This window comes from Phyllobacterium sp. LjRoot231 (assembly GCF_964253365.1).
Lineage (GTDB): Bacteria > Pseudomonadota > Alphaproteobacteria > Rhizobiales > Rhizobiaceae > Phyllobacterium.
Genome location: NZ_CAXUQT020000005.1, coordinates 28,470 through 51,920 on the forward strand (window position 1 = coordinate 28,470; position 23,451 = coordinate 51,920).

The window sequence follows — 23,451 nt, forward strand, 5'->3', positions numbered from 1 at the left end:
GTGCCACTACATTCGCTGGAGTGAGCACCAGCAATGCACCCGTCGCCGAGATCGGCACCCCTCTTCTGCCCTTGCCTTTCCTGAACTGGTTTCAGGCCAAGGGCTGGTCGCCGCGTGCGCATCAACTGGAACTGCTGGAAGAGGCTCAGCAGGGACTTTCCGCATTACTGATAGCACCGACTGGCGCGGGCAAGACATTGGCCGGGTTTCTGCCGGCCCTCGTCGAGCTCGCCCAGCGCGGCAAAAGCAATGCGGCGAGCCGCGGCATCCACACGTTGTACATTTCCCCCCTGAAGGCGCTGGCGGTCGATATTCATCGCAACCTTGAAAAGCCCATCTCGGAGATGGGACTGGATATCTCGCTTGAGACCCGCACCGGCGATACGCCCGCCTACAAACGGCAGCGGCAGAAACTGGCGCCACCAGATATATTGCTGACGACGCCGGAACAGCTGGCGCTGCTGATCGCGGCCAAGGATGCCGGGCGGTTTTTCGAGGATTTGCGTTATGTGATCTTCGATGAGTTGCATTCCCTCGTTACGTCCAAGCGGGGCCACCTGTTGTCTCTCGGATTGGCAAGACTGCGGCGTTTACAGCCGGGATTGCAGACAATCGGCCTTTCCGCCACGGTCGCCGATCCGGACGCGCTGCGGCGCTGGCTGTTGCCGCAGTCCGGCGATGCGCCCATGGCCAGTCTTGTCACCGTGGAAGGCGGGGCAAAGCCCCATATCACCATCCTTGATTCGGACGATCACGTGCCATGGGCCGGGCATTCGGCGGTCTACGCTCTGCCGGGTATTTACGATGCAATCAAGCGGCATGGCACGACACTGATCTTCGTCAATACGCGCAGTCAGGCCGAGAGGCTGTTCCATGATCTGTGGATGGCGAATGATGACAATCTGCCGATCGCGCTGCATCACGGCTCGCTCGATGTTGCCAAGCGCCGCAAGGTGGAACAGGCCATGGCCGTCAACGCCTTGCGGGCCGTGGTCGCCACGTCAACGCTCGATCTCGGCATCGACTGGGGCGATGTCGATCTCGTCATCCATGTCGGCGCACCCAAGGGCGCCAGCCGCCTCGCGCAGCGTATCGGCCGCTCCAATCACCGCATGGACGAACCCTCGCGCGCCATCCTCGTTCCGGCCAACCGCTTCGAAGTGATGGAGTGCCAGGCGGCGCTCGACGCCAATTATATCGGTGCGCAGGATACGCCGCCTCTGGGTGACGGATCACTCGACGTGCTGGCGCAGCATGTGCTCGGCATGGCCTGCGCCGAGCCTTTCCGCGCCGACGATCTCTATGCGGAAGTCACCACCGCCCTGCCCTATGCTGCGCTGCCACGCGACACGTTCGATCGCATCATAGATTTCGTCGCGACCGGCGGGTATGCGCTGAAAAGCTATGAGCGCTTCGCCAAGATACGCCAGACCTTGGACGGGACTTGGCGCGTGACCCACCCGCGCTTTGCCCAACAGTACAGGCTGAATGTCGGCACCATCATTGAGGCGCCGTCACTCAATGTGCGGCTGACCCGCCAGCGCGGCAAAGGCGCGAATGTACGCGGTGACCCAATACTCGGCAAAGTCGAAGAATACTTCGTCGAGAGCCTGAGCCCGGGCGAGACCTTCTTCTTTTCTGGCCGTGTGCTGCGCTTCGAAGGTATTCGCGAGAACGAATGCATTGTCACAAATGCGGAAGGGTTCGATGCCAAGATACCATCCTATGCGGGCGGCAAGTTCCCTCTGACCACTTATCTTGCCGACCAGGTGCGCGGCATACTGGCCGATCCGGATCGCTGGGGCGCCCTGCCCGATCAGGTCAGCGACTGGCTTCGTATCCAGAAAGAAAAATCCGTACTGCCGCAGCCGGGCAGCCTGCTTGTCGAAACCTTCCCGCGCGGCGAGCGATCCTACATGGTGACCTATCCGTTCGAGGGCAGGCTGGCACATCAGACGCTCGGCATGCTGCTCACCCGGCGGCTGGAACGCGCCAAGGCAAGGCCACTCGGCTTTATCGCCACGGACTATGCCGTATCGATCTGGGGCTTGCGCGATATGGGGCGGATGTTCAAAAATGGTGAACTGCCGCTGTCGGAGCTCTTCGACGAGGATATGCTGGGCGACGATCTCGAAGCCTGGCTGTCGGAGAGCTTCATGCTGAAGCGCACCTTCCGCAATTGCGCGTTGATCTCAGGACTGGTCGAAAAGCGCCATCCAGGACAGGAAAAGTCCGGACGGCAAGTCACGGTTTCCACCGACCTGATCTACGACGTGCTGCGCGAGCACGAGCCCGATCATATCCTGATCCAGGCGACGCGCGCCGATGCAGCAACGGGCCTTCTCGACATTCGGCGCCTTAGCGATATGCTGAGCCGAATCAAGGGTCATATCGTTCACAAAAACCTCGACCAGATTTCGCCTTTTGCCGTTCCTGTCATGATGGAAATCGGCAAGGAACGTGTTCCCGGTGAAGCGCATGAGACGCTTCTGGAAGAGATCGCCGACGAGTTGACCCGGGAAATGATGGACCATAAATGAACGTGGCATTCCAGACGATCAAGACAGCCTTGCACGGTGCGGCCGAAGTGACCGTCGCCGGGCATAGGGCCGTCTGCGATCCGTCGGGTGCGCTCTATCTCGAACGTGACCGGATTCTCGTCGTCTCCGACCTGCATTTCGAGAAAGGCTCGTCGTTTGCCCGGCGCGGCATGATGCTGCCGCCATACGACACGGCGACGACGCTTGCCGCGCTTGCGAAGATCATTGCGCGCTATAACCCCGCCTGCGTCATCAGTCTTGGCGACAGTTTCCACGATGGCCAGGCCGCGGCACGGCTGCCTGCGCTCTATGCGACGGAACTCGCCGCGCTGATGGCCGGACGCGAGTGGATCTGGATCACCGGCAATCACGACCCCGATCATCCGGCGGACCTGCCGGGCGAGACATTCACGGAGCTGGCGCTCGGGAAACTCGTCTTCCGGCATGAGCCATCGAAATCCCCCTGCCCCGGTGAGATTGCTGGACACCTGCATCCGGCGGCCAAGGTTGTGCGGCGCGGGCAAGCGGTGCAGCGGCGCTGCTTCGTCAGTGACCAGTCGCGCATGATCATGCCGGCGTTCGGTGCGTATACGGGCGGGATGAACATTCTCGGCCGGGCGTTTCACGGACTGTTCGATGCGCAAACAATCACCGCGTATATGCTCGGGCATGCACGAGTTTATCCGATGGTTCGCAGTGCGCTTTACCTATAAATTTGCTCCCGTGACCCTTGCGGCTGGTAAGGAAATTCCTTACATTTGGTCGCAAGGAGATTGCACATGATTACCAGCAAAATGACCAGCAAGGCGCAGACGACGATACCGCAGGCGGTACGTATGGCGCTCAACCTTAAGCCTGGTGACGAAATCGCCTACAAGATCGAAGACGGCCGCGTGATCCTCATGCGGACAGAGACGAGCGTGCAAGGCGACGATCCGTTTGCAACCTTCTCGGAGTGGGATAGCGAAGCCGACAGAAACGCCTATGCTGACCTTTAAGGCGGGAGATATCGTCCGCGTTCCGTTTCCCTATACCGATCGCAATACCCGCCAACATAGGCCAGCTCTGGTCATCACTGACGGAGCGATCGGCAATGATGCGGAACTTCTCTGGGTATTGATGATTACCAGCGCAGGAAACAGATCTTGGGCTGGCGATGTTCCAATCCCGGCCCATCGCGATACTGGTCTACCCGCGCCCTCGGTCATACGTCCGGTCAAGATCGCCACGATTAAAGCCTCGCACGCCGATAAGCTCGGGCAGGTGACGAGAACTACCCTTGAGCAGGTCATACAAAGGGTAAAAGCAAACTTATCTATCGTTTCTTAGCCGTCGAGCTATTCATATCGGCAGACGTCCGTCTTCCTTCAACGTATCGAGTACGATGGCTGTTTTGACATGCTGGACGGATTCATGCGGCAGCAGAACCTCATTCACGAATGTCGAAAGTCCGCGCAGATCCGGCGTCACCACCTTGATGAAATAATCCATCTCTCCAGTCAGAGCGTGGGCTTCCATGACCTGCGGCAGTTTCGAGATCAGTTCCGAAAAGCGCTGGGCGTTGTCCCGGTTGTGGGTCGCAAGGGTTACCGAGATGATGTTGACGATGCCGAGACCGAGCTTTTCCCGGTCGATCTCCGCCCGGTAGCCGCGAATATACCCCTCTTCCTCCAGCCGCGTACGACGACGTGAGCACTGCGACGGCGAGAGGTTGATCCGTTCGGAAAGCTCGTTGTTCGTCAGTCGGCCATCTTCTTGCAGACTGATGAGTATTTTGCGGTCAGATGGGTCGAGTTGGGCCATTCATGCACCTTATGCCAAATATTCGCACGAAACATGCAGAATATACGCCTGCGGAGCGTTGAAATGCAAGCACATTGCAGGCGGTTTGCGCGATAATGGTAGTACATGAATGGAGGATGATATGGGCCCGTTTCCGCACGATGCACCGAAGGCTGTAATCAGCAAGGACAACCCCGCCGGTACGGATGGATTCGAGTTCGTCGAATTCTCGCACCCAGAGCCCGAAAAGCTTGAAGAGCTCTTTGCCCGTATGGGTTATGTGCCTGTGGCCCGTCACAAGACCAAGAAGATAACGGTGTGGCGGCAAGGCGACATCAATTACATCCTCAATGCCGAGCCAGGTTCTCACGCCACGAAATTTGTCGAAAAGCACGGCCCATGCGCGCCTTCGATGGCCTGGCGTGTGGTCGATGCCAAACATGCCTTCAACCACGCGGTGGCAAAAGGCGCGGCGCCTTATGAGAGCAACGACAAGACGCTGGACGTTCCAGCGATCGTCGGTATCGGCGGATCGGTGCTGTATTTCATCGAAACCTATGGCGACAAGGGCTCGGTCTATAATACGGAGTTCGAATGGCTGGGCGAGCGTGACCCGAAGCCGGAAGGCGTAGGCTTCTATTATCTCGACCACCTCACCCATAATGTCTATCGCGGCAATATGGACAAATGGTGGGCGTTCTATCGTGAGCTGTTCGGCTTCAAGCAAATCCATTTCTTCGACATTGCCGGCAAGTTTACCGGTCTGGTTTCGCGCGCGATCACCTCGCCTTGCGGCAAAATCCGCATCCCGTTGAATGAATCGACGGACGACAAGAGCCAGATCGAGGAATACTTGCGCAAGTACAAGGGCGAAGGCATCCAGCACATCGCTGTCGGGACGGAAGCGATCTATGACGCCACCGACAGGCTTGCTGACAACGGGCTGAAATTCATGCCCGGTCCGCCGGAAACCTATTACGAGAAATCGCAGAGCCGCGTAAACGGCCATGAGGAACCAATCGATCGTATGAAGAAGCACGGAATTCTCATCGATGGCGAAGGCGTTGTCGATGGCGGCATGACCAAGATCCTCTTGCAGATATTCTCCAAGACGGTGATCGGGCCGATCTTCTTCGAATTCATCCAGCGCAAGGGTGACGAGGGTTTTGGCGAGGGCAATTTCCGCGCTCTGTTCGAGTCGATCGAGGAGGATCAAATCCGCCGCGGTGTGATAAAAATCGAGGCGGCGGAGTAAGCAACTACACTTCTGGTTTCACTTTGTCCGGATGCGCCGCTGCGAACGCGCCGATCGCCCTGCACCGTTTCACGATGGCAGTGATGCGTTTGAGGTTGCCGGTTTTCACACCCCAGCGCTTGGCATTGTAGACCTGCGGCACGAGACAGAAATCCGCCATGCCAGGCGCGTCGCCGTGGCAGAATTTTCCCGTATCCGGATGGTGCAGCATGGCCTCGAATGCGGAAAGGCCCTCGGCGATGAACTTGCGCATCCAGGCGATGCGGACCGTGTCGCCACCTTGGGTCAAAAGCAGGACATGGGCCGTCACGCCCATGTTGCAAACCGGATGGACTTCCATGGCGATGGCATAAGAAAGTGCCCTCACCCTTTGTCGCCCTGCCGGGTCCTGCGGCAGAAAGCCGGCATCCACGTAAATCTCGTCGAGATACTCGATGATCGCCAGCGACTGGGTCATCATCCGCCCATCCATTGCAAGCGTCGGCACGAGGCCTTGCGGATTGCGGCTGAGATTGTCAGCGCCCTTATGCTCGTCCTTCAGAAGATTGACCGGTACGGTTTCATATTCGAGACCGAGACGATTGAGCGCTATGCGCACCCGATAGCTGGCGGATGAGCGCCAGTAGTCGTAAAGGATGATGCCGTTCATGCTTCACGTCCATAATTGATTACCTGCTGCTCGATGGCACCGAAGATCGAATGGCCGTAGGCATCCTTCATCTCGATCCGCACGAGATCGCCGAAACGTAAGAACGGCGTCTGCGGAGCGCCTTCATTGATGGTCTCGATCATGCGGACTTCGGCAATGCAGGAGTAGCCCACGCCGCCTTCCTCGACCGGTTTGCCTGGTCCGCCATCCAGCTTGTTGGAGACGGTACCGGAGCCGATGATCGTCCCGGCACCGAGCGATCGTGTCTTGGCGGCATGGGCGATCAGCGTTGGAAAATCGAAGGTCATGTCGATACCGGCATTGGCGCGGCCGAAGGGTTTGGCATTGAGATCGACATGGAGTGGCAGGTGCACCTTGCCGCTATCCCAGGCATCGCCCAGTTCATCAGGTGTCACGGCAACGGGCGAAAACGCCGATGATGGTTTGGACTGGAAAAAGCCGAAGCCTTTGGCGAGTTCCGCCGGAATGAGTCCGCGCAGACTGACATCGTTGACCAGCATGATAAGGCGGATCGCATCACCTGCCTCATTGACACTTGCACCCATCGGCACCTCATCGATGATGACAGCAACCTCGCCCTCCATGTCGATGCCATAGGATTCATCCGCCATGCGGATCGGTTCGCGAGGCCCGAGAAAACTGTCGGAGCCACCCTGGTAGATTAGCGGATCGGTCCAGAAACTTTCCGGCATCCCGGCGCCACGTGCCTTGCGCACCAGTTCGACATGGTTGACATAGGCCGAACCATCCGCCCACTGATAGGCGCGCGGCAGTGGTGATAGGGCATCATGTTCGTGAAAGCGTTCGGTGGGGACAGCGCCGAGCTCAAGGCTTTTGCCAAGCGCTTCCAGATGCGGAGCGATACGCGCCCAGTTGTCGAGCGCCGATTGCAGGGTCGGCGCGAGAAATGAAGCGTCGGTGTACTGGGTCAGGTCGCGCGAAACGAGTACGAGCTTTCCATCGCGTGTGCCATTGTTCAACGAGGCGAGTTTCATCAGGACCAATCTCCCTCAGGCGTTCCGTTGAATCGCTTCTTCAGGTCTTTCCAGCAATCGGCATAGTTATCTTGCAGCGATTCCAGTTCCGCGGCAAAGCGAGTCAGATGTTGCGGGAAACGTGTCTCGAACATGAAAGCCATGGTGTTTTCCAGGCGTTGCGGCTTGAGCTCCACCGTCGAAGCCTTGTTGAAACCCATCGCGTCGGGACCATGTGCCAGCATCATATTGTGCAGGCTCATGCCACCTGGCACGAACCCCTCCTCCTTGGCGTCGTATTGACCATATACCAGCCCCATGAATTCCGACATGATATTGCGATGGTACCAGGGTGGGCGGAAACTGTGCTCGGCCACCAGCCAGCGCGGCGGGAAAATCACGAAATCAACATTTGCCGTACCCTCTTCGCCGGAGGGGGCGGTCAGCACGGTGAAGATCGACGGATCGGGGTGATCGAACAGGATGGCGCCGACGGGTGAGAACGTGCGCAGATCATATTTGTAAGGCGCATAATTGCCGTGCCATGCAACCACATCGAGAGGCGAATGATCGAGTGTGGTCTCATAGAACTTGCCGCACCATTTGACATGGAGGCGGCAGGGCGTTTCCTTCTCCTCGAAGGCTGCAACAGGCGTTTTGAAATCACGCGGATTGGCAAGGCAATTGGCGCCGATCGGGCCGCGATCCGGCAGCGAGAATTTCGCGCCGTAATTCTCGCAGATATAGCCTCGCGCCTCGCCGTCAACGGCCGCTACCTTGAACATCATGCCGCGCGGGATGACGCAGATTTCCGAAGGCTCGATTTCGATGATGCCCATCTCGGTGAAGATACGAAGCCTGCCCCTTTCCGGCACCAGCAGCATTTCGCCATCGGCGTTGAAAAAATAGTCGTCTTCCATATCGCGGTTGAACGCATAGACATGCGCCGCCATGCCCGCCTGGCCATGGACGTCGCCCGCTGTGGTCATGGAGCGGATACCATCGATGAAATTCGTTGGATCCTTCGGCATGGGCGTCGGGTTCCAGCGTAATTGGCCGATAGGCAGTTCATGGTCATCGAGATTGGGCGCGGTTTTCCAATGTTCGCGCTTTGCCGGTCTAAAACGGCCGCTGTGTTTAACCGAGGGGCGTATCCGGTAGAGCCAGGAACGCTCGTTAATGCCGCGCGGTGCAGTGAAAGGCGAACCGGATAACTGCTCGGCGTAGAGCCCATAGGCACAGCGCTGCGGCGAGTTTTGGCCCTGCGGCAAGGCGCCAGCCAGGGACTCTGTTTCGAAATCATTGCCGAAGCCAGGCATGTAGTGAAGGGTCATGGCAGTACCTCCCGATAATAGTTGCAATTGTGACGATCTATTTTGTAACTATCAACTGCAAAGGGAGATTTCGCTGCAATGGATGATGAGACAACGGAAACACCGCCACTCATTCTGGAGGATTTCATCCCCTACCGGCTGAACAAGGCCGCTGAAGCTGTAAGCCAACGGTTCGCGAGCCTCTATCGCGATCAGTACGGGTTAACGCGGCCGGAATGGCGCACGCTGGCGACCCTCGGGCAGTTCGGCACACTGACAGCAACTGCCATCGGCTCGCATTCCTCGATGCACAAGACCAAGGTCTCGCGGGCGGTGTTCGCCCTGGAGCAGCGTCGCTGGCTGCGGCGCAAGCGCGACGACATCGACCGGCGCATCGAGAATCTGGAACTCACGTCCGCCGGGCGCAAGGCGTATACTGAGCTTGCCAAGGTTGCGCATCAATTCGAGGCTGAGTTGCTCTCACATCTAGGCCCGCGAGGCGAGAAGGAGCTGAAAGCAGGATTGTCGGCTTTGGAAAATTACTACTGGTAGCAGCTGTGAACTTGATATTGGTCGCCGAGAGATTATATGATGCGTGATGTTTGATGCGTGATGATTGGAGATGAATATGCGAACGACGCTGGCTATTGATGACGACGTGCTTGCAGCGGCCAAGGGTTTGGCAGAGCGTCAAAACAAGACGATCGGTGAGGTCATCTCAATGCTTGCCCGTAAATCTCTGCAGGCGCCAGTTACCAGCAGAAGCGAACGCAACGGCGTGCCGCTGCTGGCCGTGAAGGATGGAACCCCCGTTACGATGGAATTCGTCAATCAGTTGCGCGATGAATTGCCCTGATGGCATTTTTGCTCGACGTCAATGTCCTGATTGCGCTGTTTGATCCAGCACATATTCATCACGGTTCCGCGCACAATTGGTTTGCTGAGATTGGTCAATCCGCTTGGGCCACTTGTCCCGTCACGGAGAATGGTGTCATTCGCATTGTCGGCGACCCGCGCTACCGGAATTCCCCCGGTTCTCCAGCTGCAATTGCATCACTGTTTGCAGTATTTACGTCCAGACCCGGGCATCGGTTCTGGGCCGACAGTATCAGCCTTATGAGTTCAGACCTGATAGACCAGTCGCGACTGCTAACCTCAAGTCAGGTTACGGACACCTACCTTCTTGCACTTGCGAGGTCCAATAATGGCCAGTTGGCAACTTTTGACCGGCGCTTGGTGACTGATGCTGTGCCCGGTGGAAAAGATAACCTTCACCTTATCGAATTGTAATCCCGCCACCCTAACTCTTCAACCGATACCCAGTCTTGAAGATCCAGCGCAGGATCAGAATGCAGGCGATGAGGAACACCGCCGTCATGGCGAGGCTCGTGCCAATATGTACATCCGAGAGGCTGAAGAAGCTCCAGCGGAAACCGCTGATCAGGTAGACCACCGGATTGAACAGTGTCACGGTCTGCCAGAAGGGCGGCAGCATCTCGATGGAATAGAAGCTGCCCCCAAGGAAGGTGAGCGGCGTGATGATCATCAGCGGCACGAGTTGCAGCTTTTCGAACCCGTCCGCCCAGATGCCGATGATGAAGCCGAACAGGCTGAAGGTAACGGCTGTCAAAACCAGGAAAAGCAGCATCATGAAGGGATGGTCGATCCGGAGTGGCACGAACAATGCGGCCGTCGCCAGGATGATGACGCCAAGAATGATCGACTTGGTCGCGGCGGCCCCGACATAGGCGATGACGATCTCCATATAGGAGACGGGTGCCGACAGAAGCTCGTAGATCGTGCCGACGAATTTGGGAAAATAGATGCCGAAGGACGCGTTCGAAATGCTCTGCGTCAGGAGCGACAGCATGATCAGGCCTGGTACGATGAACGCGCCATAGCTGACGCCACTGATTTCCGGAATACGCCCGCCGATGGCCGAGCCGAATACGACGAAATAGAGGCTTGTGGAAATGACCGGCGAGATGACGCTCTGCATGATCGTGCGCCAGGTGCGGTGCATCTCGAACAGGTAGATCGCCTTGATGGCATAGAGGTTCATTTGCGTTCCCTCACGAGGTTCACGAAGATTTCCTCGAGCGAACTTTCGCGTGTCTGGATATCCTTGAAGCGGACGCCAGCCTTGTCGAGGTCTTTCAGCAGGGCTGTAATCCCCGTACGGTCCTTTTGGGTGTCGTAGTGATAGATCAGCTCGCAGCCGTCGGGCGACAACTCCAGTTCATATTTGGACAACACCTCCGGTACTGAATCGCGTTTTTCCTGAAGAAACAGGCGCAGGTTCTTCTTGCCGAGCGAGCGCATCAACTCCGCCTTCTCTTCCACGAGAATGATCTCACCATGGCTGATGACGCCGATGCGATCGGCCATTTGCTGGGCTTCTTCGATATAGTGTGTGGTCAGGATGATGGTGACACCGGATTCGCGCAGCGCCCGCACAACATTCCACATGTCGCGCCTGAGTTCGACATCGACGCCGGCGGTGGGCTCATCCAGAAAAAGGATTTCCGGTTCATGCGACAATGCCTTGGCGATCATCACGCGGCGCTTCATGCCACCGGAAAGCGTGATGATCTTCGAATCCTTCTTGTCCCAAAGGGAGAGCTCTTTCAGGATCTTTTCGATATGCGCCGGTTTGGCCGGTTTCCCGAAGAGGCCGCGACTGAAACTGACGGTATTCCAGACCGTCTCGAAGGCATCCGTCGTCAGTTCCTGTGGCACGAGGCCGATCTTGCTACGCGCCGCGCGATATTCCTTGATGATATCGTGGCCGTCGGCAAGGATCGTTCCCGAGGTTGGATTGACGATACCGCAAATCGTCGAGATCAGCGTGGTCTTGCCTGCGCCGTTTGGCCCGAGCAGCGCGAATATCTCACCATGGCGAATGTCGAGATTGATGTTCTTCAGCGCTTCGAAACCGGTTGAGTAGGTTTTGTAAAGGCTGGAGACAGAGATAGCTGAGGACATGAATTTACCTGGAAAGGAATTTCGGTCTGGACGTATCTGGTGGAACAAATCTTGAGGCGCGGGGCGCCCTCGAGAATGGTGTTCCTTATATGGGGTTAGATATCGTTTTACAAACCGGCATTCCTGACAATTAACGTCAGCATGTATGACCAGTCTGGAAGCAGTCAACAAAAAGCCCGGACATGGCCGGGCTTTTTGTTGTTCAGGCCGTAGCCGGTTCACCCCGGACTTCCCGCATGCTTGGCAGGAAGATCGTCAACAGTCCCAGGAACGGCAGGTAGGAACAGATCATATAGACATAATCGATGCCCTTGGCATCGGCGACGAAGCCAAGCACCGCAGCGGCGATACCGGCCATGCCGAAGGCAAAGCCAAAGAAGATGCCGGCGATCATGCCGACCCGACCGGGCACCAGCTCCTGCGCAAAAACCACGATCGCGGGAAAGGCCGACGAGAGGATGAAGCCGATGAAGACTGTGAGCACGCCTGTCCACAACAGGTTCGCATAGGGCATCATGAGGGTGAACGGCAAAACGCCGAGGATCGAGAACCAGATGACGGCTTTGGTGCCGATCTTGTCGCCGATGGGACCGCCCAGGATCGTGCCAACAGCAGCAGCACCGAGGAACAGGAACAACATCATCTGCGATTGCTGCACCGAAATGCCGAATTTGTGGATCACATAGAACGTGTAATAACTGGAGATGCTGGCAAGGTAGATGTTTTTGGTGAAAACAAGCAGCGTCAGGATCAGCAGCGATGTGATCACCTTTTTGCGTGGCAGCTTCAGCACCTTGCTGGCAGCTGCTCTGTTGGCATTGGCGATGCGATAGCGCTGGTACCAGCTGCCGACCTGATAGAGGATGATCATGCCGATCAGTGCGGCAGCGGAGAACCAGGCAATGCTTTGCTGGCCGCGTGGCAGAACGATGAAGGCAGCGAGCAAAGGGCCGAGAGCGGTACCAAAATTTCCGCCGACCTGAAAGAACGACTGCGCCAGGCCATGTCGTCCGCCCGAGGCGAGACGAGCCACCCGCGACGATTCCGGATGGAAGATCGACGAACCGATACCGATGAAAGCGGCGCCGGCGAGCAGCATGACATAATGGGTCGCGATGGAAAGCAGGCCGAGCCCAACCAGCGAGAACGCCATGCCAACGGGGAGCGAATAGGGCATGGGGCGCTTGTCGGTACAGGTGCCGACGACGGGCTGCAGCAGCGAAGCGGTAACCTGGAACGTCAGCGTGAGAAAGCCGATCTGCTTGAAGTTCAAACCGTAATTCTGCTTGAGCATCGGATAGATGGCCGCAAGCAGCGATTGCATCATGTCATTGAGAAAATGGCAGAAGCTGACTGCAAAAATGATGGCAAAGACGGTTGTTTCAGCGGAGCTACGCTGGGCGGGCAAGGCGGTGTCGGTCATGAGGCGTTTCCATCATAGAAAGAGGGTGCTACCGCATAGTGGGCCACCCTTCTTGCGCCACTGATATACCTGTTGCCTCAAACCTGCTTTCGTGGTTTGGTCCAATTCTTTCGTGAGTGGGCCAAATCATGCGCTATCGAACATTTGCTGCTCGCAACGCTGCAGGTATAGAACTGGAACAGCTGCACAAGCTGCGGCTGGACTGGCTCGATCATGCTGAAGGTGATGTCTTCGCGCTCGCCACAATCTATCCGTCGGGTTTTCATATTCCGGATCACCACCATAGCCAATCGCAATTGCTCCACGCCATCACCGGCGTGGCCATGGTCACGACGAAATTCGGACGCTGGATGGTGCCGCCCCATCATGCGCTGTGGCTACCTGCCGGAATCGAGCACGCTGTCGACATGCTCGGCGATGTTGCCATGCATTCGATCTATGTCCGGCCTGATGCGGTTGAAGGATTGAAGAGCCATCTCCACGTGGTGGGGTTGACGCCACTCATGGATAATCTCATCCGCGAGGCGGTGGCGGCTCCTGCCGACGTGCAGGCCGACCCGCGCACAACCTTTGTCATGGGGTTGCTACTACACGAAATCCCGAACCTGCCGGAACGGCCGCTAGGCCTGCCTTTCCCGGAAGACCGGCGGCTGGCCGCACTTTGCCGGGGGTTCCTGAAAGACCCCTCGCCCCACACCAATATCGATGATTGGGCCGATAGACTCGGCATGAGCCGGCGTACATTCACACGGGTATTCCGGCGGGAAACCGGCTTGAGCCTTTCCACGTGGCGTCAGCAGGCATGCCTGCTTTCGGCCCTGCCCCGCCTGACCGAGGGTGAGCCGGTGACCAGTGTCGCACTGGATCTCGGCTATAACAGCGTGCCAGCCTTCACCACCATGTTCAAGCGCATGCTCGGAGCGCCGCCACGGCACTACCTTCATTCGGCCGCCTGAACCCTCGGCGCAGGGACGTAGTTCAGGATCGGTCCAAGCCAGCGTTCGACCTGTTCGACTGGCATTTGCTTGCGTTCCGAATAGTCTTCCACCTGATCGCGTTCGACCTTGGCGACGCCGAAATAATAGCTCTCCGGATGGGCAAGATAGATGCCCGAGACCGATGAGCCCGGCCACATGGCGAAGCTTTCGGTCAGGCGCACGTTGATCTTCGTCTCCGCGTCGAGGACGCGGAAGAGCGTCTCTTTTTCGGTGTGGTCTGGCTGAGCCGGATAGCCCGGCGCCGGGCGGATACCACGGTAGGGTTCGCCGATCAAATCCTCCGCCGCGAGATTTTCATCTGGCGCATAACCCCAGAATTCCTTGCGCACCCGCTCATGCATCAACTCGGCGAAGGCTTCGGCAAAACGGTCGGCCAGCGCCTTAACCAGGATCGAAGAATAGTCATCATTGGCGCGCTCGAAACGCTCAGCAATGGCGATTTCCTCGATGCCGGCAGTGACGACGAAAGCACCCATATAATCCCGCACGCCGCTATCGACGGGCGCAACAAAATCACCGAGTGCCACATTCGGTCTTCCGTCGCGTTTCGACAACTGCTGGCGCAGGGTATAGAAGGTCGCGAGTTCCTTGTTACGACCTTCATCAGCGAAGACGCGAATGTCGTCGCCGACTGCGCCTGCCGGCCAAAGACCAATGACGGCTTTTGGATTGAACCACTTCTCCGCGATGATCTTTTGCAACATCGCCTGCGCATCATCGAACAATTGCCGGGCAGCTTCGCCCTGCTTCTCGTCTTCGAGGATGGCTGGATACCGGCCTTTCAGCTCCCAAGTCTGGAAGAACGGCGTCCAGTCGATATAGCGGGCGATTTCTGCAAGATCGTAGTTCTCGAATACGCGCGTGCCGATGAACTGCGGCTTGGTCGGTTCGTACGAGGTCCAGTCTATCTTGTGCGCATTGGCACGCGCCTTGGCCAATGGCAGGCGCTGTTTGTCGGCTTCGTTGCGCGCGTGGGCGTCTGCGACCTTGACATATTCGGCCTCTATAGCCTCGACGTAACCCGGCTTGGTCTCCTTCGACAGAAGGTTGGAGACGACGCCCACGGCGCGGCTTGCGTCCGTGACGTAGATCGTCTGGCCCTTATTGTAGCGCGGGTTGATCTTGACTGCCGTGTGCACGCGACTGGTCGTTGCGCCACCGATCAGCAGCGGAATATCAAAACCCTCGCGCTCCATCTCCGAGGCGACATGCACCATCTCGTCGAGGGAAGGCGTAATCAGGCCGGAGAGGCCGATAATGTCGACCTTCTCGTCGCGGGCAGTCTGCAGAATCTTGGTTGCGGGCACCATGACGCCGAGATCGATGATCTCGTAATTGTTGCAGGCAAGCACTACCCCGACGATGTTCTTGCCGATATCGTGCACATCGCCCTTTACCGTCGCCATCAGCACCTTGCCAGCGCTTTCGCGCTCGCCTGTGCCGCCATTGGCAAGCTTCTCCGCCTCCATATAGGGCAGGAGCAGAGCCACGGCCTGTTTCATCACGCGGGCGGATTTCACCACCTGCGGCAGGAACATCTTGCCGGCACCGAAAAGATCGCCGACTACATTCATGCCGGCCATCAACGGGCCTTCGATCACATGCAGCGGCCGCTCAGCCGCTTTGCGGGCCTCTTCCGTATCGACATCGATGAATTCGGTGATGCCGTTGACCAGCGCGTGCTCTATGCGTTTGGCGACGCTCCATTCGCGCCACGCAAGATCGCGTTCGCGCGCTTCCTTGCCAGCAGAACCCTTGTAGCGTTCGGCAAGATCGAGCAGCCGCTCGGTTGCGTCATCGCGGCGGTTAAGAACCACATCCTCGCAGGCTTCGCGCAGTTCCGGATCGATCGATTCATAGACCGCCAGCTGACCCGCATTGACGATGCCCATATCCATGCCAACCTGAATGGCGTGGTAGAGGAATACGGCATGCATGGCCTCGCGCACCGGCTCATTGCCCCGGAACGAGAAAGACAGATTGGAGATGCCGCCGGAAATATGCACGTGCGGCAGGGTTTCGATGATCTGTTTCGTCGCTTCTATAAAAGCAACGCCATAGCCATTGTGCTCTTCGATGCCGGTTGCAACGGCAAAGACGTTGGGATCGAAAATGATGTCTTCCGGCGGGAAGCCTGCCTCCTTGGTCAGGAGTTCATAGGCGCGGGTGCAGATCACGACCTTGCGCTCCAATGTATCGGCTTGGCCATCCGTATCGAACGCCATAACGACAACCGCCGCACCATAGGCGCGAACCTTCTTGGCGTGATCGAGGAAGGCCTGTTCGCCTTCCTTCATCGAGATGGAATTGACCAGCGGCTTGCCCTGGACGCATTTCAACCCGGCTTCGATCACGGCCCATTTGGAACTGTCGATCATCACCGGTACCCGGGCGATATCGGGCTCGGCGGCGATGAGGTTGAGGAATTCGACCATGGCCTTTTCGCTGTCGATCAGGCCTTCATCCATATTGATGTCGATTATCTGCGCGCCATTGGCCACCTGATCGCGCGCCACATCGAGCGCTGTGGCAAAGTCGCCGGAAGTGATAAGTTTGCGGAACTTGGCCGAGCCGGTGATGTTGGTGCGTTCGCCGACATTGACGAAGGCAATATCCTTGGTCAGCGTGAAGGGTTCGAGGCCCGACAGGCGCATGTGTATTTCGGTCTCGGGGACTTCGCGGGGCTTGTATTTGCCGACAGCCTCGGCGATCGCCTTGATATGCTCGGGTGTCGAGCCGCAGCAGCCGCCGACGATGTTGAGCAGGCCTTCTTTCGCAAAACCCTCCAGCTGGGTCGCCATCGCTTCCGGGCTTTCGTCATATTGACCGAATTCATTGGGCAGGCCGGCATTGGGATAAGCACAGACGAAAGTATCGGCGACGCTTGCGATCTCCGCCAGATGGTCGCGCATGGCGTTGGCGCCGAGTGCACAGTTGAGGCCGATGGTGAAAGGTTTGGCGTGGCGAACCGAGTACCAGAAGGCAGTCGGAGTCTGGCCGGAAAGCGTACGGCCGGACAGGTCGGTGATCGTGCCGGAGATCATTACCGGAAGGGTGATGCCCTTTTCCTCGAACACTTCGTTCGTCGCAAAGATCGCTGCCTTGGCATTCAGCGTATCGAAGATGGTTTCGATGAGGATGATATCTGCACCGCCATCGATGAGGCCGCGTACCTGATCCGCATAGGCGGTGCGCAGATTGTCGAAGGTGACAGCGCGATAGCCGGGATTGTTGACGTCCGGCGAAATCGATGCCGTGCGATTTGTCGGGCCGAGCGCACCGGCGACGAAACGGCGGCGGCCATCCTTCTGCTCGGCTTTCAATGCTGCACGGCGGGCAAGCCGCGCCCCGTCGCGGTTCAGCTCATACACTACCTCTTCCATGCTGTAGTCAGCCTGGGCAATCGTCGTGGAGGAAAACGTGTTGGTCTCGAGGATATCAGCACCGGCCATGGCGTAGGCGTAGTGGATATCTTCGATCGCCTGCGGCTGCGTCAGGATCAAAAGGTCGTTATTGCCCTGCAGGTGACAGGAGCAATCGGCAAAGCGGGTCCCACGGAAATCATCTTCGTTCAAGCTAAGGCTTTGAATTTGCGTGCCCATGGCGCCGTCGAGAATCAGTATCCGTTCCTTCGCCGCCTTGGTCAAAGCCGCGAAAACTTCGGAGCCGTCCCGAGGAGCACCCATGGGACCGAACAGATTATCAACCGCAATATTCATAACTCGGCACGCCTCATGATCCATGATCTGGAAGAGGTGCTAAGGTCACATAAAGATATCTTTATGTCAACAAGTCAATTCTGTTGGCGGCATGATATGTCGCAGTCGTGGTGGGACAAAGGTGGTCTTGTAAAGCGGCAATATGCCGTCTATATTCAAGCAAGTTGCCGCAAAGGCTTGGAGCACGCAGATGTCAAAGGTTATTGTCGAGGAAGTTGCCCGAAAGCTTGGCGGGGCGCTGGTGCTTGGATCTGAAGTTCGTTCGCAAGCCGATCTGGCCATGGCTGTTCGTAATCGCCTGCCTTTGAGTGCTTTGAAAGGCTTGACCCTTGCCGGATTGAGCAATCAGGAAATCGAACAATTCGTCATTCCTCAGCGAACAAGGCGGCATCGCGCTGACAAGAAGCAACCGCTGACGGTCGACGAGTCCGACAGGGCAGTCCGTTTGATGCGTATTCAGACACTGGCTGAAGAAACGTTTGGTGACAAGGAAAAGGCCAACCGCTGGCTGCGTCGAACTCTGGCCGAACTCGGGGGAGAAACGCCGCTTGTGATTGCGCAGACGGAAGCTGGCGCCCGCGTCATCGAAACCATCCTTGGCAAGATCGCTTGGGGTGCAGCCGCCTAGAGCCTCTTGTGATAATATTGACGCGTTCTGCCGGAGGGAATTTGGTTCTAGATCGAGGGGTTTGGCGAGGCCGATGCCTTCCCATCGGGCGATGCCGAAGCCCGAAGGAATTGACCCGAATTCACCCGGCCCTTCGGGTTTCCGGCTGGCGGCCAACCACTTTGTCAGGCGGCGTCGGACGATGGAAGGGCATCGACCTCGCCACCTTCCGCGTGGGTTGTCTCGCCATCCGTGAAACAGAACGTCGCCAATATTATCGCAAGAGGCTCTAATGCGGCTTTGGCGATTATCCGGCAGGCAGCATGCGGAGACTTTCGACGGCGGCTACGGGCTGTTGTTCGATGGCCGCTGGAACACCGTGGGCCATGCAGTCACTTATTGCGCGACCTCTCCTGCTCTTTGTGTGCTGGAAAAGCTGGTGCATGTCGAAGATCCGACACTTTTGCCGGAACTCGTCATGGTGACCTATGAGGTACCGGACAATATTCCCGTTGAGAACGTTGCAGTTCAATCTTTGCCATCAGAATGGCGGCGGCAGGAGGGACTGACCCAAGGTATGGGCGATGACTGGCACCGCGCAAAAACATCGCCGCTGTTGATGGTGCCATCCGCGATCGTTCCGATTGCCGGTTCACCCGATATCAATGTGCTGATCAACCACACACATAGAGCGGCGGCGGAGATCAAAGTCCTCACATTGGAGCCGTTCACGCTCGACCCACGACTCCTATAGACTGGCAGCTATCACGCAGTTCACATTGCCGCCGATTGCGGCAGGACAAAAGGCACCTGTTTCGCGGGCAGGCCTCCGACTTTGAGCGCGCATTCGTAGACATGCAGAATACGCTCGTCAGTCAGGACCTCAGCCGGCGTTCCCACGCTATCGACGCGACCACCGTGCATGACCACGACGCGATCCGCATACATCGAGGTCAGGTTGAGATCGTGCAGGATGGCAATCACCCCGCCGCCGCGACTCGTAAAGGCGCGGGCAATCTGCATGATGATCAACTGATGCTTGATATCGAGGCTGGAGACCGGCTCGTCGAGGAAAAGGAAGCGCGGTTGGCCATCGAGAACAGGTTGCCAGACTTGGCAAAGCACGCGTGCGAGCTGTACCCGCTGTTGTTCGCCGCCGGAGAGTTCCTGATAGAAACGCCCGCCGAAGCCAGCGAGGTCGACGAGTGCGAGGGCCTCATCAGGAAGGTTATCGGCAACGTGCCGCGTGGCGCCGGAACGGCCGCTGGTCAGACCGAGCTTGACGATCTCGCGCACGGTGAATGGAAAGGACAGCGACGTCGATTGCGGCAGGATCGCGCGCATTGCCGCCATCTGCCAGGCCTTCAAATGGCTGAGGGAATGGCCGTTGATCGTGATGCGTCCGGTAAAAGGCACATCCCCCGAAAGCGCCCGCATGAGGGTGGTCTTTCCTGAACCGTTCGGGCCGACAATGACGGTCAGCTGCCCCGCTTCCGCATTGAAACTCGCATTTTCGACGATGGTCTTGCGGCCGAGAATAATGCTGACGTTGGAAACGCTGATCATGGTCACAGATCCAGAATGCCGCGGCTGCGCAGCAATATCCACAGGAAGAAAGGCGCACCGACCGCCGCGGTGACGATGCCAATCGGCAGTTCCGAAGGCGCGACGATGGTGCGGCTGACGGCATCGGCGAGCAGTAGCAAGCTGGCACCCAAGAGCGCCGCGGCTGGCAACAGATAGCGGTGATCCGGTCCAATCACCAGGCGCAGCAAATGCGGCACGACGACGCCAACGAAGCCAATGCCGCCGCTGACGGCGACGGACGCGCCGGTTGCCGCGGCGACCACAATGATGGCGATGCGCTTGAAGCGCTGTACCGGAATGCCGAGATGGCTTGCGGAAGCTTCGCCGAGTGCGAGGCCGTTGAGGCTGCGCGCGAGAAAGGGCGAAACCAGCAACGCCGCTACAATGAAAGGACCAGCCGCAGCGATCTTGGCCCAATTGGAGCCGGCGAGCGATCCCAGTGTCCAGAAAGTTAGATCGCGCAACTGCCTGTCATCGGCGAGATAGGTCAAAAGACCTATATACGCTCCGGCCATGGCGCCGAGCGCAATGCCAGCCAGAAGCATGGTAGCGATGGAGGTCTGTCCGCGCCGCGTTGCGACGCCGTAGAGAACGAGCGTGAAGACCAGTGCCCCGAAAAAGGCGGCGATGGACAAGGCATAGAAACCGAAGATCGTGACCAGCGGTGCCAGGACCGTGCCGCCAAGTACGATGACGCTGACAGCACCAAGCCCGGCGCCTGCCGACACACCGACAATACCGGGATCCGCAAGCGGATTGCGAAACAGGCCCTGCATCACAGCACCGGAGACGGCGAGCGACGCTCCGATCAACGCGCCGAGGACAACGCGTGGCAGGCGGATATCGTAGATAATGATGCTATCGCGAAGGGAAAGGACATTGTTGGCGCTGTCTGCACCCGGCATCAACGCGCCGATAACCGAGACGACCGATGCATCGGAAGCGCCGGCCGCAAGGCTGAACATGATCGTCGCCAGCAAAGTAAAACCAAGCGCGATGATGACGCCTTTCGCCAGGAACGAGCGGTCGCCTTCCGCACGCGTCCTGCCGCTGCCCTGTCTCGATCGACGAGCAGCAGGTCTCATCAAAACGGACACGCTCATTGGCCCACTTCAGTGCCATAGAATGCCTTGGCAAGATCATGCACCGCCTTTGCCGTCCGCGGACCGAAGCCGAGCAGATACTGTCCGCCCATGCGCACGATGGTCTTCGATTGGCCGGCAGGCGTCGCCGCAATCGCCCTGTTGGCAAGAAGGTCGGCATCGGTGGTGGTCCGGGGTCCGCCTCCATCCATGACAAGAATGACATCCGGCTTTGCAGTGAGAATGGCTTCGTCAGTTATCGTCTTGTAACCAGAATATTCAGTGACGACGTTGTCGGCGCCGGCCAGCTCGATAATGCCGTTGGCCGCCGTTCTGGTGCCTGCCGCCATGATCTTGCCGCCGGCGGCACTGAGGACAAAGAGCACACGTTTGCGGACCTTGATGTCTTTGGTTTCTGCCTGGGCCGCAGCCAGATTTTTCTCGACTTCGGCGGAAAGCGTTTCCGCCTTGGCATCAACGCCGAGCGCCTTGCCAACGATCCGGATTTTCTCGGACACACTGGCGGCAGTATAATTTTCCGGAATAAACACAAAAGGCACGCTCGCCTTTTTCAAAACGTCGATGGCTTCCTTTGGACCGGAACCTTCGACAGCGATGATCGCAGTCGGATTGATCGACAGGACGCCTTCCGGCGAAAGCGCGCGCATATAGCCGACATCGGGAAGCTTGTTCGCCGCCTCGGGATAGATGCTTGTCGTATCGCGACCGACCAGCCGGCTCTCTTCACCCAAATCAAAGATGATTTCGGTGATGGATCCGCCGATGGAAACCACACGGCTTGCATCGGGAATTCGTCCGGTGATTTCTTCGGCAATTGCATTGCCGGTCAATACCAGCATGCCGAATATTGCCGCGACGAGCGGGAGTTTGGTCATCGTCAATTCCTCAGGCTGCCACGCGCATAAGGCGCGGCAGAGCTTCAACCAACTGGCGCCAGTCGCTGCGTTCGCCGGAGCCCTCGTGCCTTTTGCCGAAGAACTGGATGATCATGTCGCCTTCGCTGCCATAAGCCTCGATCGAGGTAACATGGCCGTCCTTTGTAGGCTTGCGCACGGCCCAAAGCTCGGTGATGTGGTCGGTACGCAGGTGCATATGGAAAGTTTCGTCGAGGACATTGATCCACGGTCCCATCGGCTTGACGTTGTCGATCGGTCCCGAATGGATCTGGATGCAGCCGCGATTGCCGATGAAGCACATGATAGGCAGCTGCTCCTGCGCTGCATCATGCATCATTGCGGCAAGCGCACCTGTATCGAGCTGCCACGCGTAATCCTGTCCGATCACCTGCACCGCCTGATGACGCGTCATATTGAATGAGCGCAGGATGCCGAAAAATTCGTGCACATCCTTCATCTGGGTCCAGCGATCACGCAAGCCTGAGGCATCCAGTTCTTCGAGCTCGAGCGTTTTTTCCTCCAGCCTTGGAAGCGCCTGCAATTCCAGAGACTGCGACTGATCGTCGAGACGCAGCTTGGCTACCAGAGTTTGGTAGGCTTCGAGATTGGATGCCGGACGCAGGTGTATCTTGTGGATGGCCTCGCCCGCCGCATCGAAGAACTGCAGGCTGCGCCGAATGTCGTCGCCTTCCTGCTTTTCAACGGCAAAACCATGTGCCCATGAATTCGGGAAAAGCCGCATATCGATCTGCTCGCCAAGCAGCATGGAGGCGTGCTTGCCGACGATTGGCTTGTCATAGATGCCGATCTTCTCGTGTACCGCGCTCTCGTTACGGGTGAGCGCCATGACTTCGCCAAGCGATTCGATTTCAGTCAAAAAGGTTTCGATGCGCGGACTGATACGAATGACATTGATCCCGCAATAGGCGGCGACCAGATCGGCTTCCGAAATCTGCAGTTGCTGCGCAAGATCGCGCTCGCGCATTTTCGGGTTGTCCGCCCTCGCCTGCCGGATCGCCTCGGGTGTCGGTTTTACAGTGTCAGTCATGCCTCAAGCCCACTCGTTTGATTATTTATTCAGGATCAGTTTGCCCTGCCGGGTAATTTTCAGCCGGTAAAGCGAACCGGCATGTTCGATGCCAACTTCATTGGTGCCGTCGAACAGAATATCGCTGCCGAAAACGCGGATATCGGGTTGTGCCGGCTTAGCAAAATCGGAGCGCATCGGAGCTAGGTTGGTTAGACGCACCTGCATATCGATGATTTGACGTCGGGACATGGCAATGGGCCTTTTCTGTTCCTTTTGTCCGGAACAATGCCGTTCGCATCATCCCGCTGATTTAAACTTGACTATCTTATTCATCTTTATTACTCAAGATAAAGAAGAGTCAATAACTCATATTAATAAAGGCGGCCCACGGACGCAAAATTTGCTGCAAGCCTTGGCCATAGCATGACCGCTGTTACAGCCATATTCCTGCTTGCCGCAACAGGGGTGGCGTCGGGGGTAATATCCTCCCCGACGTCAACCCCGACACCTGAGTTGAACGCATTGAAGCCTGAAACTTCGGGCTAATAAAAAAGGGCCCAAGCGGGCCC

At 57.7% G+C, this 23,451-nt stretch carries 24 protein-coding genes; 11 read left to right on the top strand and 13 right to left on the bottom strand.

What is annotated here, in order from left to right; all coding sequences use genetic code 11:
* Window positions 1-20 precede the first annotated feature (20 nt).
* The 4 genes from ACSQ3H_RS30985 (at window position 21) to ACSQ3H_RS31000 (ending at window position 3,869) form a co-directional block, all read left to right on the top strand.
* Window positions 21-2,540: a ligase-associated DNA damage response DEXH box helicase gene (locus tag ACSQ3H_RS30985; protein ID WP_436120869.1), complete on the top strand. Its 2,520-nt coding sequence runs from the start codon at window positions 21-23 to the stop codon at window positions 2,538-2,540.
* 17 nt (window positions 2,541-2,557) lie between these two features.
* Window positions 2,558-3,253: a ligase-associated DNA damage response endonuclease PdeM gene (gene pdeM / locus ACSQ3H_RS30990; protein ID WP_436121105.1), complete on the top strand. Its 696-nt coding sequence runs from the start codon at window positions 2,558-2,560 to the stop codon at window positions 3,251-3,253.
* 66 nt (window positions 3,254-3,319) lie between these two features.
* Complete coding sequence (locus ACSQ3H_RS30995; RefSeq protein WP_436120870.1) at window positions 3,320-3,538, top strand: AbrB/MazE/SpoVT family DNA-binding domain-containing protein; 219 nt, start codon at window positions 3,320-3,322, stop codon at window positions 3,536-3,538.
* A complete protein-coding gene (locus ACSQ3H_RS31000; RefSeq protein WP_436120871.1) occupies window positions 3,525-3,869 on the top strand; it encodes a type II toxin-antitoxin system PemK/MazF family toxin in 345 nt (114 codons plus the stop codon). The genes ACSQ3H_RS30995 and ACSQ3H_RS31000 overlap by 14 nt, the downstream gene beginning before the upstream one ends.
* Window positions 3,870-3,881: 12 nt before the next feature.
* Here ACSQ3H_RS31000 and ACSQ3H_RS31005 read toward each other — a convergent pair whose 3' ends face one another.
* A complete protein-coding gene (locus tag ACSQ3H_RS31005) occupies window positions 3,882-4,343 on the bottom strand; it encodes an Lrp/AsnC family transcriptional regulator (RefSeq protein ID WP_436120872.1) in 462 nt (153 codons plus the stop codon).
* A gap of 121 nt (window positions 4,344-4,464) precedes the next feature.
* On the opposite strand from ACSQ3H_RS31005, the gene hppD reads away from it, so the two are divergent.
* On the top strand, window positions 4,465-5,577 hold the full coding sequence (gene hppD / locus ACSQ3H_RS31010; RefSeq protein WP_436120873.1) for a 4-hydroxyphenylpyruvate dioxygenase: 1,113 nt from the start codon (window positions 4,465-4,467) through the stop codon (window positions 5,575-5,577).
* 4 nt (window positions 5,578-5,581) lie between these two features.
* Here hppD and maiA read toward each other — a convergent pair whose 3' ends face one another.
* The 3 genes from maiA to hmgA are packed head-to-tail and all read right to left on the bottom strand — an operon-like array spanning window position 5,582 to window position 8,555.
* Window positions 5,582-6,226 carry a maleylacetoacetate isomerase gene (gene maiA, locus ACSQ3H_RS31015; RefSeq protein ID WP_436120874.1) on the bottom strand — a complete coding sequence of 215 codons (645 nt, stop codon included), beginning with the start codon at window positions 6,224-6,226 and terminating at the stop codon, window positions 5,582-5,584.
* Entirely contained in the window at window positions 6,223-7,242 is a 1,020-nt protein-coding gene (locus ACSQ3H_RS31020) for a fumarylacetoacetate hydrolase family protein (protein ID WP_436120875.1), read from the bottom strand. The genes maiA and ACSQ3H_RS31020 overlap by 4 nt, the downstream gene beginning before the upstream one ends.
* Window positions 7,242-8,555 (bottom strand): homogentisate 1,2-dioxygenase, encoded by a 1,314-nt coding sequence (gene hmgA / locus ACSQ3H_RS31025; RefSeq protein WP_436120876.1) that lies wholly within the window; start codon window positions 8,553-8,555, stop codon window positions 7,242-7,244. The genes ACSQ3H_RS31020 and hmgA overlap by 1 nt, the downstream gene beginning before the upstream one ends.
* A gap of 78 nt (window positions 8,556-8,633) precedes the next feature.
* Between hmgA and ACSQ3H_RS31030 the strand changes: the two genes are divergently transcribed.
* The 3 genes from ACSQ3H_RS31030 (at window position 8,634) to ACSQ3H_RS31040 (ending at window position 9,824) form a co-directional block, all read left to right on the top strand.
* Window positions 8,634-9,086 (top strand): MarR family winged helix-turn-helix transcriptional regulator, encoded by a 453-nt coding sequence (locus ACSQ3H_RS31030; RefSeq protein WP_436120877.1) that lies wholly within the window; start codon window positions 8,634-8,636, stop codon window positions 9,084-9,086.
* Window positions 9,087-9,162: 76 nt separating this feature from the next.
* Window positions 9,163-9,390 carry a CopG family transcriptional regulator gene (locus ACSQ3H_RS31035; protein WP_436120878.1) on the top strand — a complete coding sequence of 76 codons (228 nt, stop codon included), beginning with the start codon at window positions 9,163-9,165 and terminating at the stop codon, window positions 9,388-9,390.
* Entirely contained in the window at window positions 9,390-9,824 is a 435-nt protein-coding gene (locus ACSQ3H_RS31040) for a TA system VapC family ribonuclease toxin (protein WP_436120879.1), read from the top strand. The genes ACSQ3H_RS31035 and ACSQ3H_RS31040 overlap by 1 nt, the downstream gene beginning before the upstream one ends.
* Window positions 9,825-9,834: 10 nt before the next feature.
* Here the strand turns inward: ACSQ3H_RS31040 and ACSQ3H_RS31045 are convergent, their stop codons facing one another.
* The 3 genes from ACSQ3H_RS31045 to ACSQ3H_RS31055 form a co-directional block, all read right to left on the bottom strand.
* Window positions 9,835-10,596 carry an ABC transporter permease gene (locus ACSQ3H_RS31045; protein WP_436120880.1) on the bottom strand — a complete coding sequence of 254 codons (762 nt, stop codon included), beginning with the start codon at window positions 10,594-10,596 and terminating at the stop codon, window positions 9,835-9,837.
* Entirely contained in the window at window positions 10,593-11,519 is a 927-nt protein-coding gene (locus ACSQ3H_RS31050) for an ABC transporter ATP-binding protein (RefSeq protein WP_436120881.1), read from the bottom strand. Before ACSQ3H_RS31050 ends, ACSQ3H_RS31045 begins: the two co-directional genes overlap by 4 nt.
* A 202-nt stretch (window positions 11,520-11,721) precedes the next feature.
* The gene (locus ACSQ3H_RS31055) at window positions 11,722-12,942 is read right to left on the bottom strand and encodes an MFS transporter (RefSeq protein WP_436120882.1); all 1,221 of its coding nucleotides are present in this window, start codon (window positions 12,940-12,942) and stop codon (window positions 11,722-11,724) included.
* Between the two features lie 128 nt (window positions 12,943-13,070).
* On the opposite strand from ACSQ3H_RS31055, the gene ACSQ3H_RS31060 reads away from it, so the two are divergent.
* Window positions 13,071-13,898 (top strand): AraC family transcriptional regulator, encoded by an 828-nt coding sequence (locus ACSQ3H_RS31060; protein WP_436120883.1) that lies wholly within the window; start codon window positions 13,071-13,073, stop codon window positions 13,896-13,898.
* Here the strand turns inward: ACSQ3H_RS31060 and metH are convergent.
* Window positions 13,883-17,659: a methionine synthase gene (gene metH, locus ACSQ3H_RS31065; RefSeq protein ID WP_436120884.1), complete on the bottom strand. Its 3,777-nt coding sequence runs from the start codon at window positions 17,657-17,659 to the stop codon at window positions 13,883-13,885. The two genes, ACSQ3H_RS31060 and metH, sit on opposite strands and share 16 nt — an antisense overlap.
* A 190-nt stretch (window positions 17,660-17,849) precedes the next feature.
* Between metH and parS the strand changes: the two genes are divergently transcribed.
* Window positions 17,850-18,287, top strand: a complete 438-nt coding sequence (parS, locus tag ACSQ3H_RS31070) for a type II RES/Xre toxin-antitoxin system antitoxin (protein ID WP_436120885.1) — start codon at window positions 17,850-17,852, stop codon at window positions 18,285-18,287.
* 271 nt (window positions 18,288-18,558) lie between these two features.
* The gene (locus ACSQ3H_RS31075) at window positions 18,559-19,020 is read left to right on the top strand and encodes an RES family NAD+ phosphorylase (RefSeq protein ID WP_436120886.1); all 462 of its coding nucleotides are present in this window, start codon (window positions 18,559-18,561) and stop codon (window positions 19,018-19,020) included.
* 20 nt (window positions 19,021-19,040) lie between these two features.
* On the opposite strand, the gene ACSQ3H_RS31080 is transcribed toward ACSQ3H_RS31075, so the two are convergent.
* From ACSQ3H_RS31080 to hemP, 5 genes are read right to left on the bottom strand one after another with little or no spacing between them, the layout of a single operon-like run.
* Window positions 19,041-19,832 carry a heme ABC transporter ATP-binding protein gene (locus ACSQ3H_RS31080; protein ID WP_436120887.1) on the bottom strand — a complete coding sequence of 264 codons (792 nt, stop codon included), beginning with the start codon at window positions 19,830-19,832 and terminating at the stop codon, window positions 19,041-19,043.
* A gap of 2 nt (window positions 19,833-19,834) precedes the next feature.
* Window positions 19,835-20,956, bottom strand: coding sequence for a FecCD family ABC transporter permease (locus ACSQ3H_RS31085; RefSeq protein ID WP_436120888.1), 1,122 nt, complete (start codon window positions 20,954-20,956; stop codon window positions 19,835-19,837).
* Window positions 20,953-21,831, bottom strand: a complete 879-nt coding sequence (locus ACSQ3H_RS31090; protein WP_436120889.1) for a heme/hemin ABC transporter substrate-binding protein — start codon at window positions 21,829-21,831, stop codon at window positions 20,953-20,955. Before ACSQ3H_RS31090 ends, ACSQ3H_RS31085 begins: the two co-directional genes overlap by 4 nt.
* 10 nt (window positions 21,832-21,841) lie before the next feature.
* The gene (locus ACSQ3H_RS31095) at window positions 21,842-22,900 is read right to left on the bottom strand and encodes a hemin-degrading factor (RefSeq protein ID WP_436120890.1); all 1,059 of its coding nucleotides are present in this window, start codon (window positions 22,898-22,900) and stop codon (window positions 21,842-21,844) included.
* A 21-nt stretch (window positions 22,901-22,921) separates the two neighbouring features.
* Window positions 22,922-23,077 (bottom strand): hemin uptake protein HemP, encoded by a 156-nt coding sequence (gene hemP, locus ACSQ3H_RS31100; protein ID WP_436121106.1) that lies wholly within the window; start codon window positions 23,075-23,077, stop codon window positions 22,922-22,924.
* Window positions 23,078-23,451: the final 374 nt, after the last annotated feature.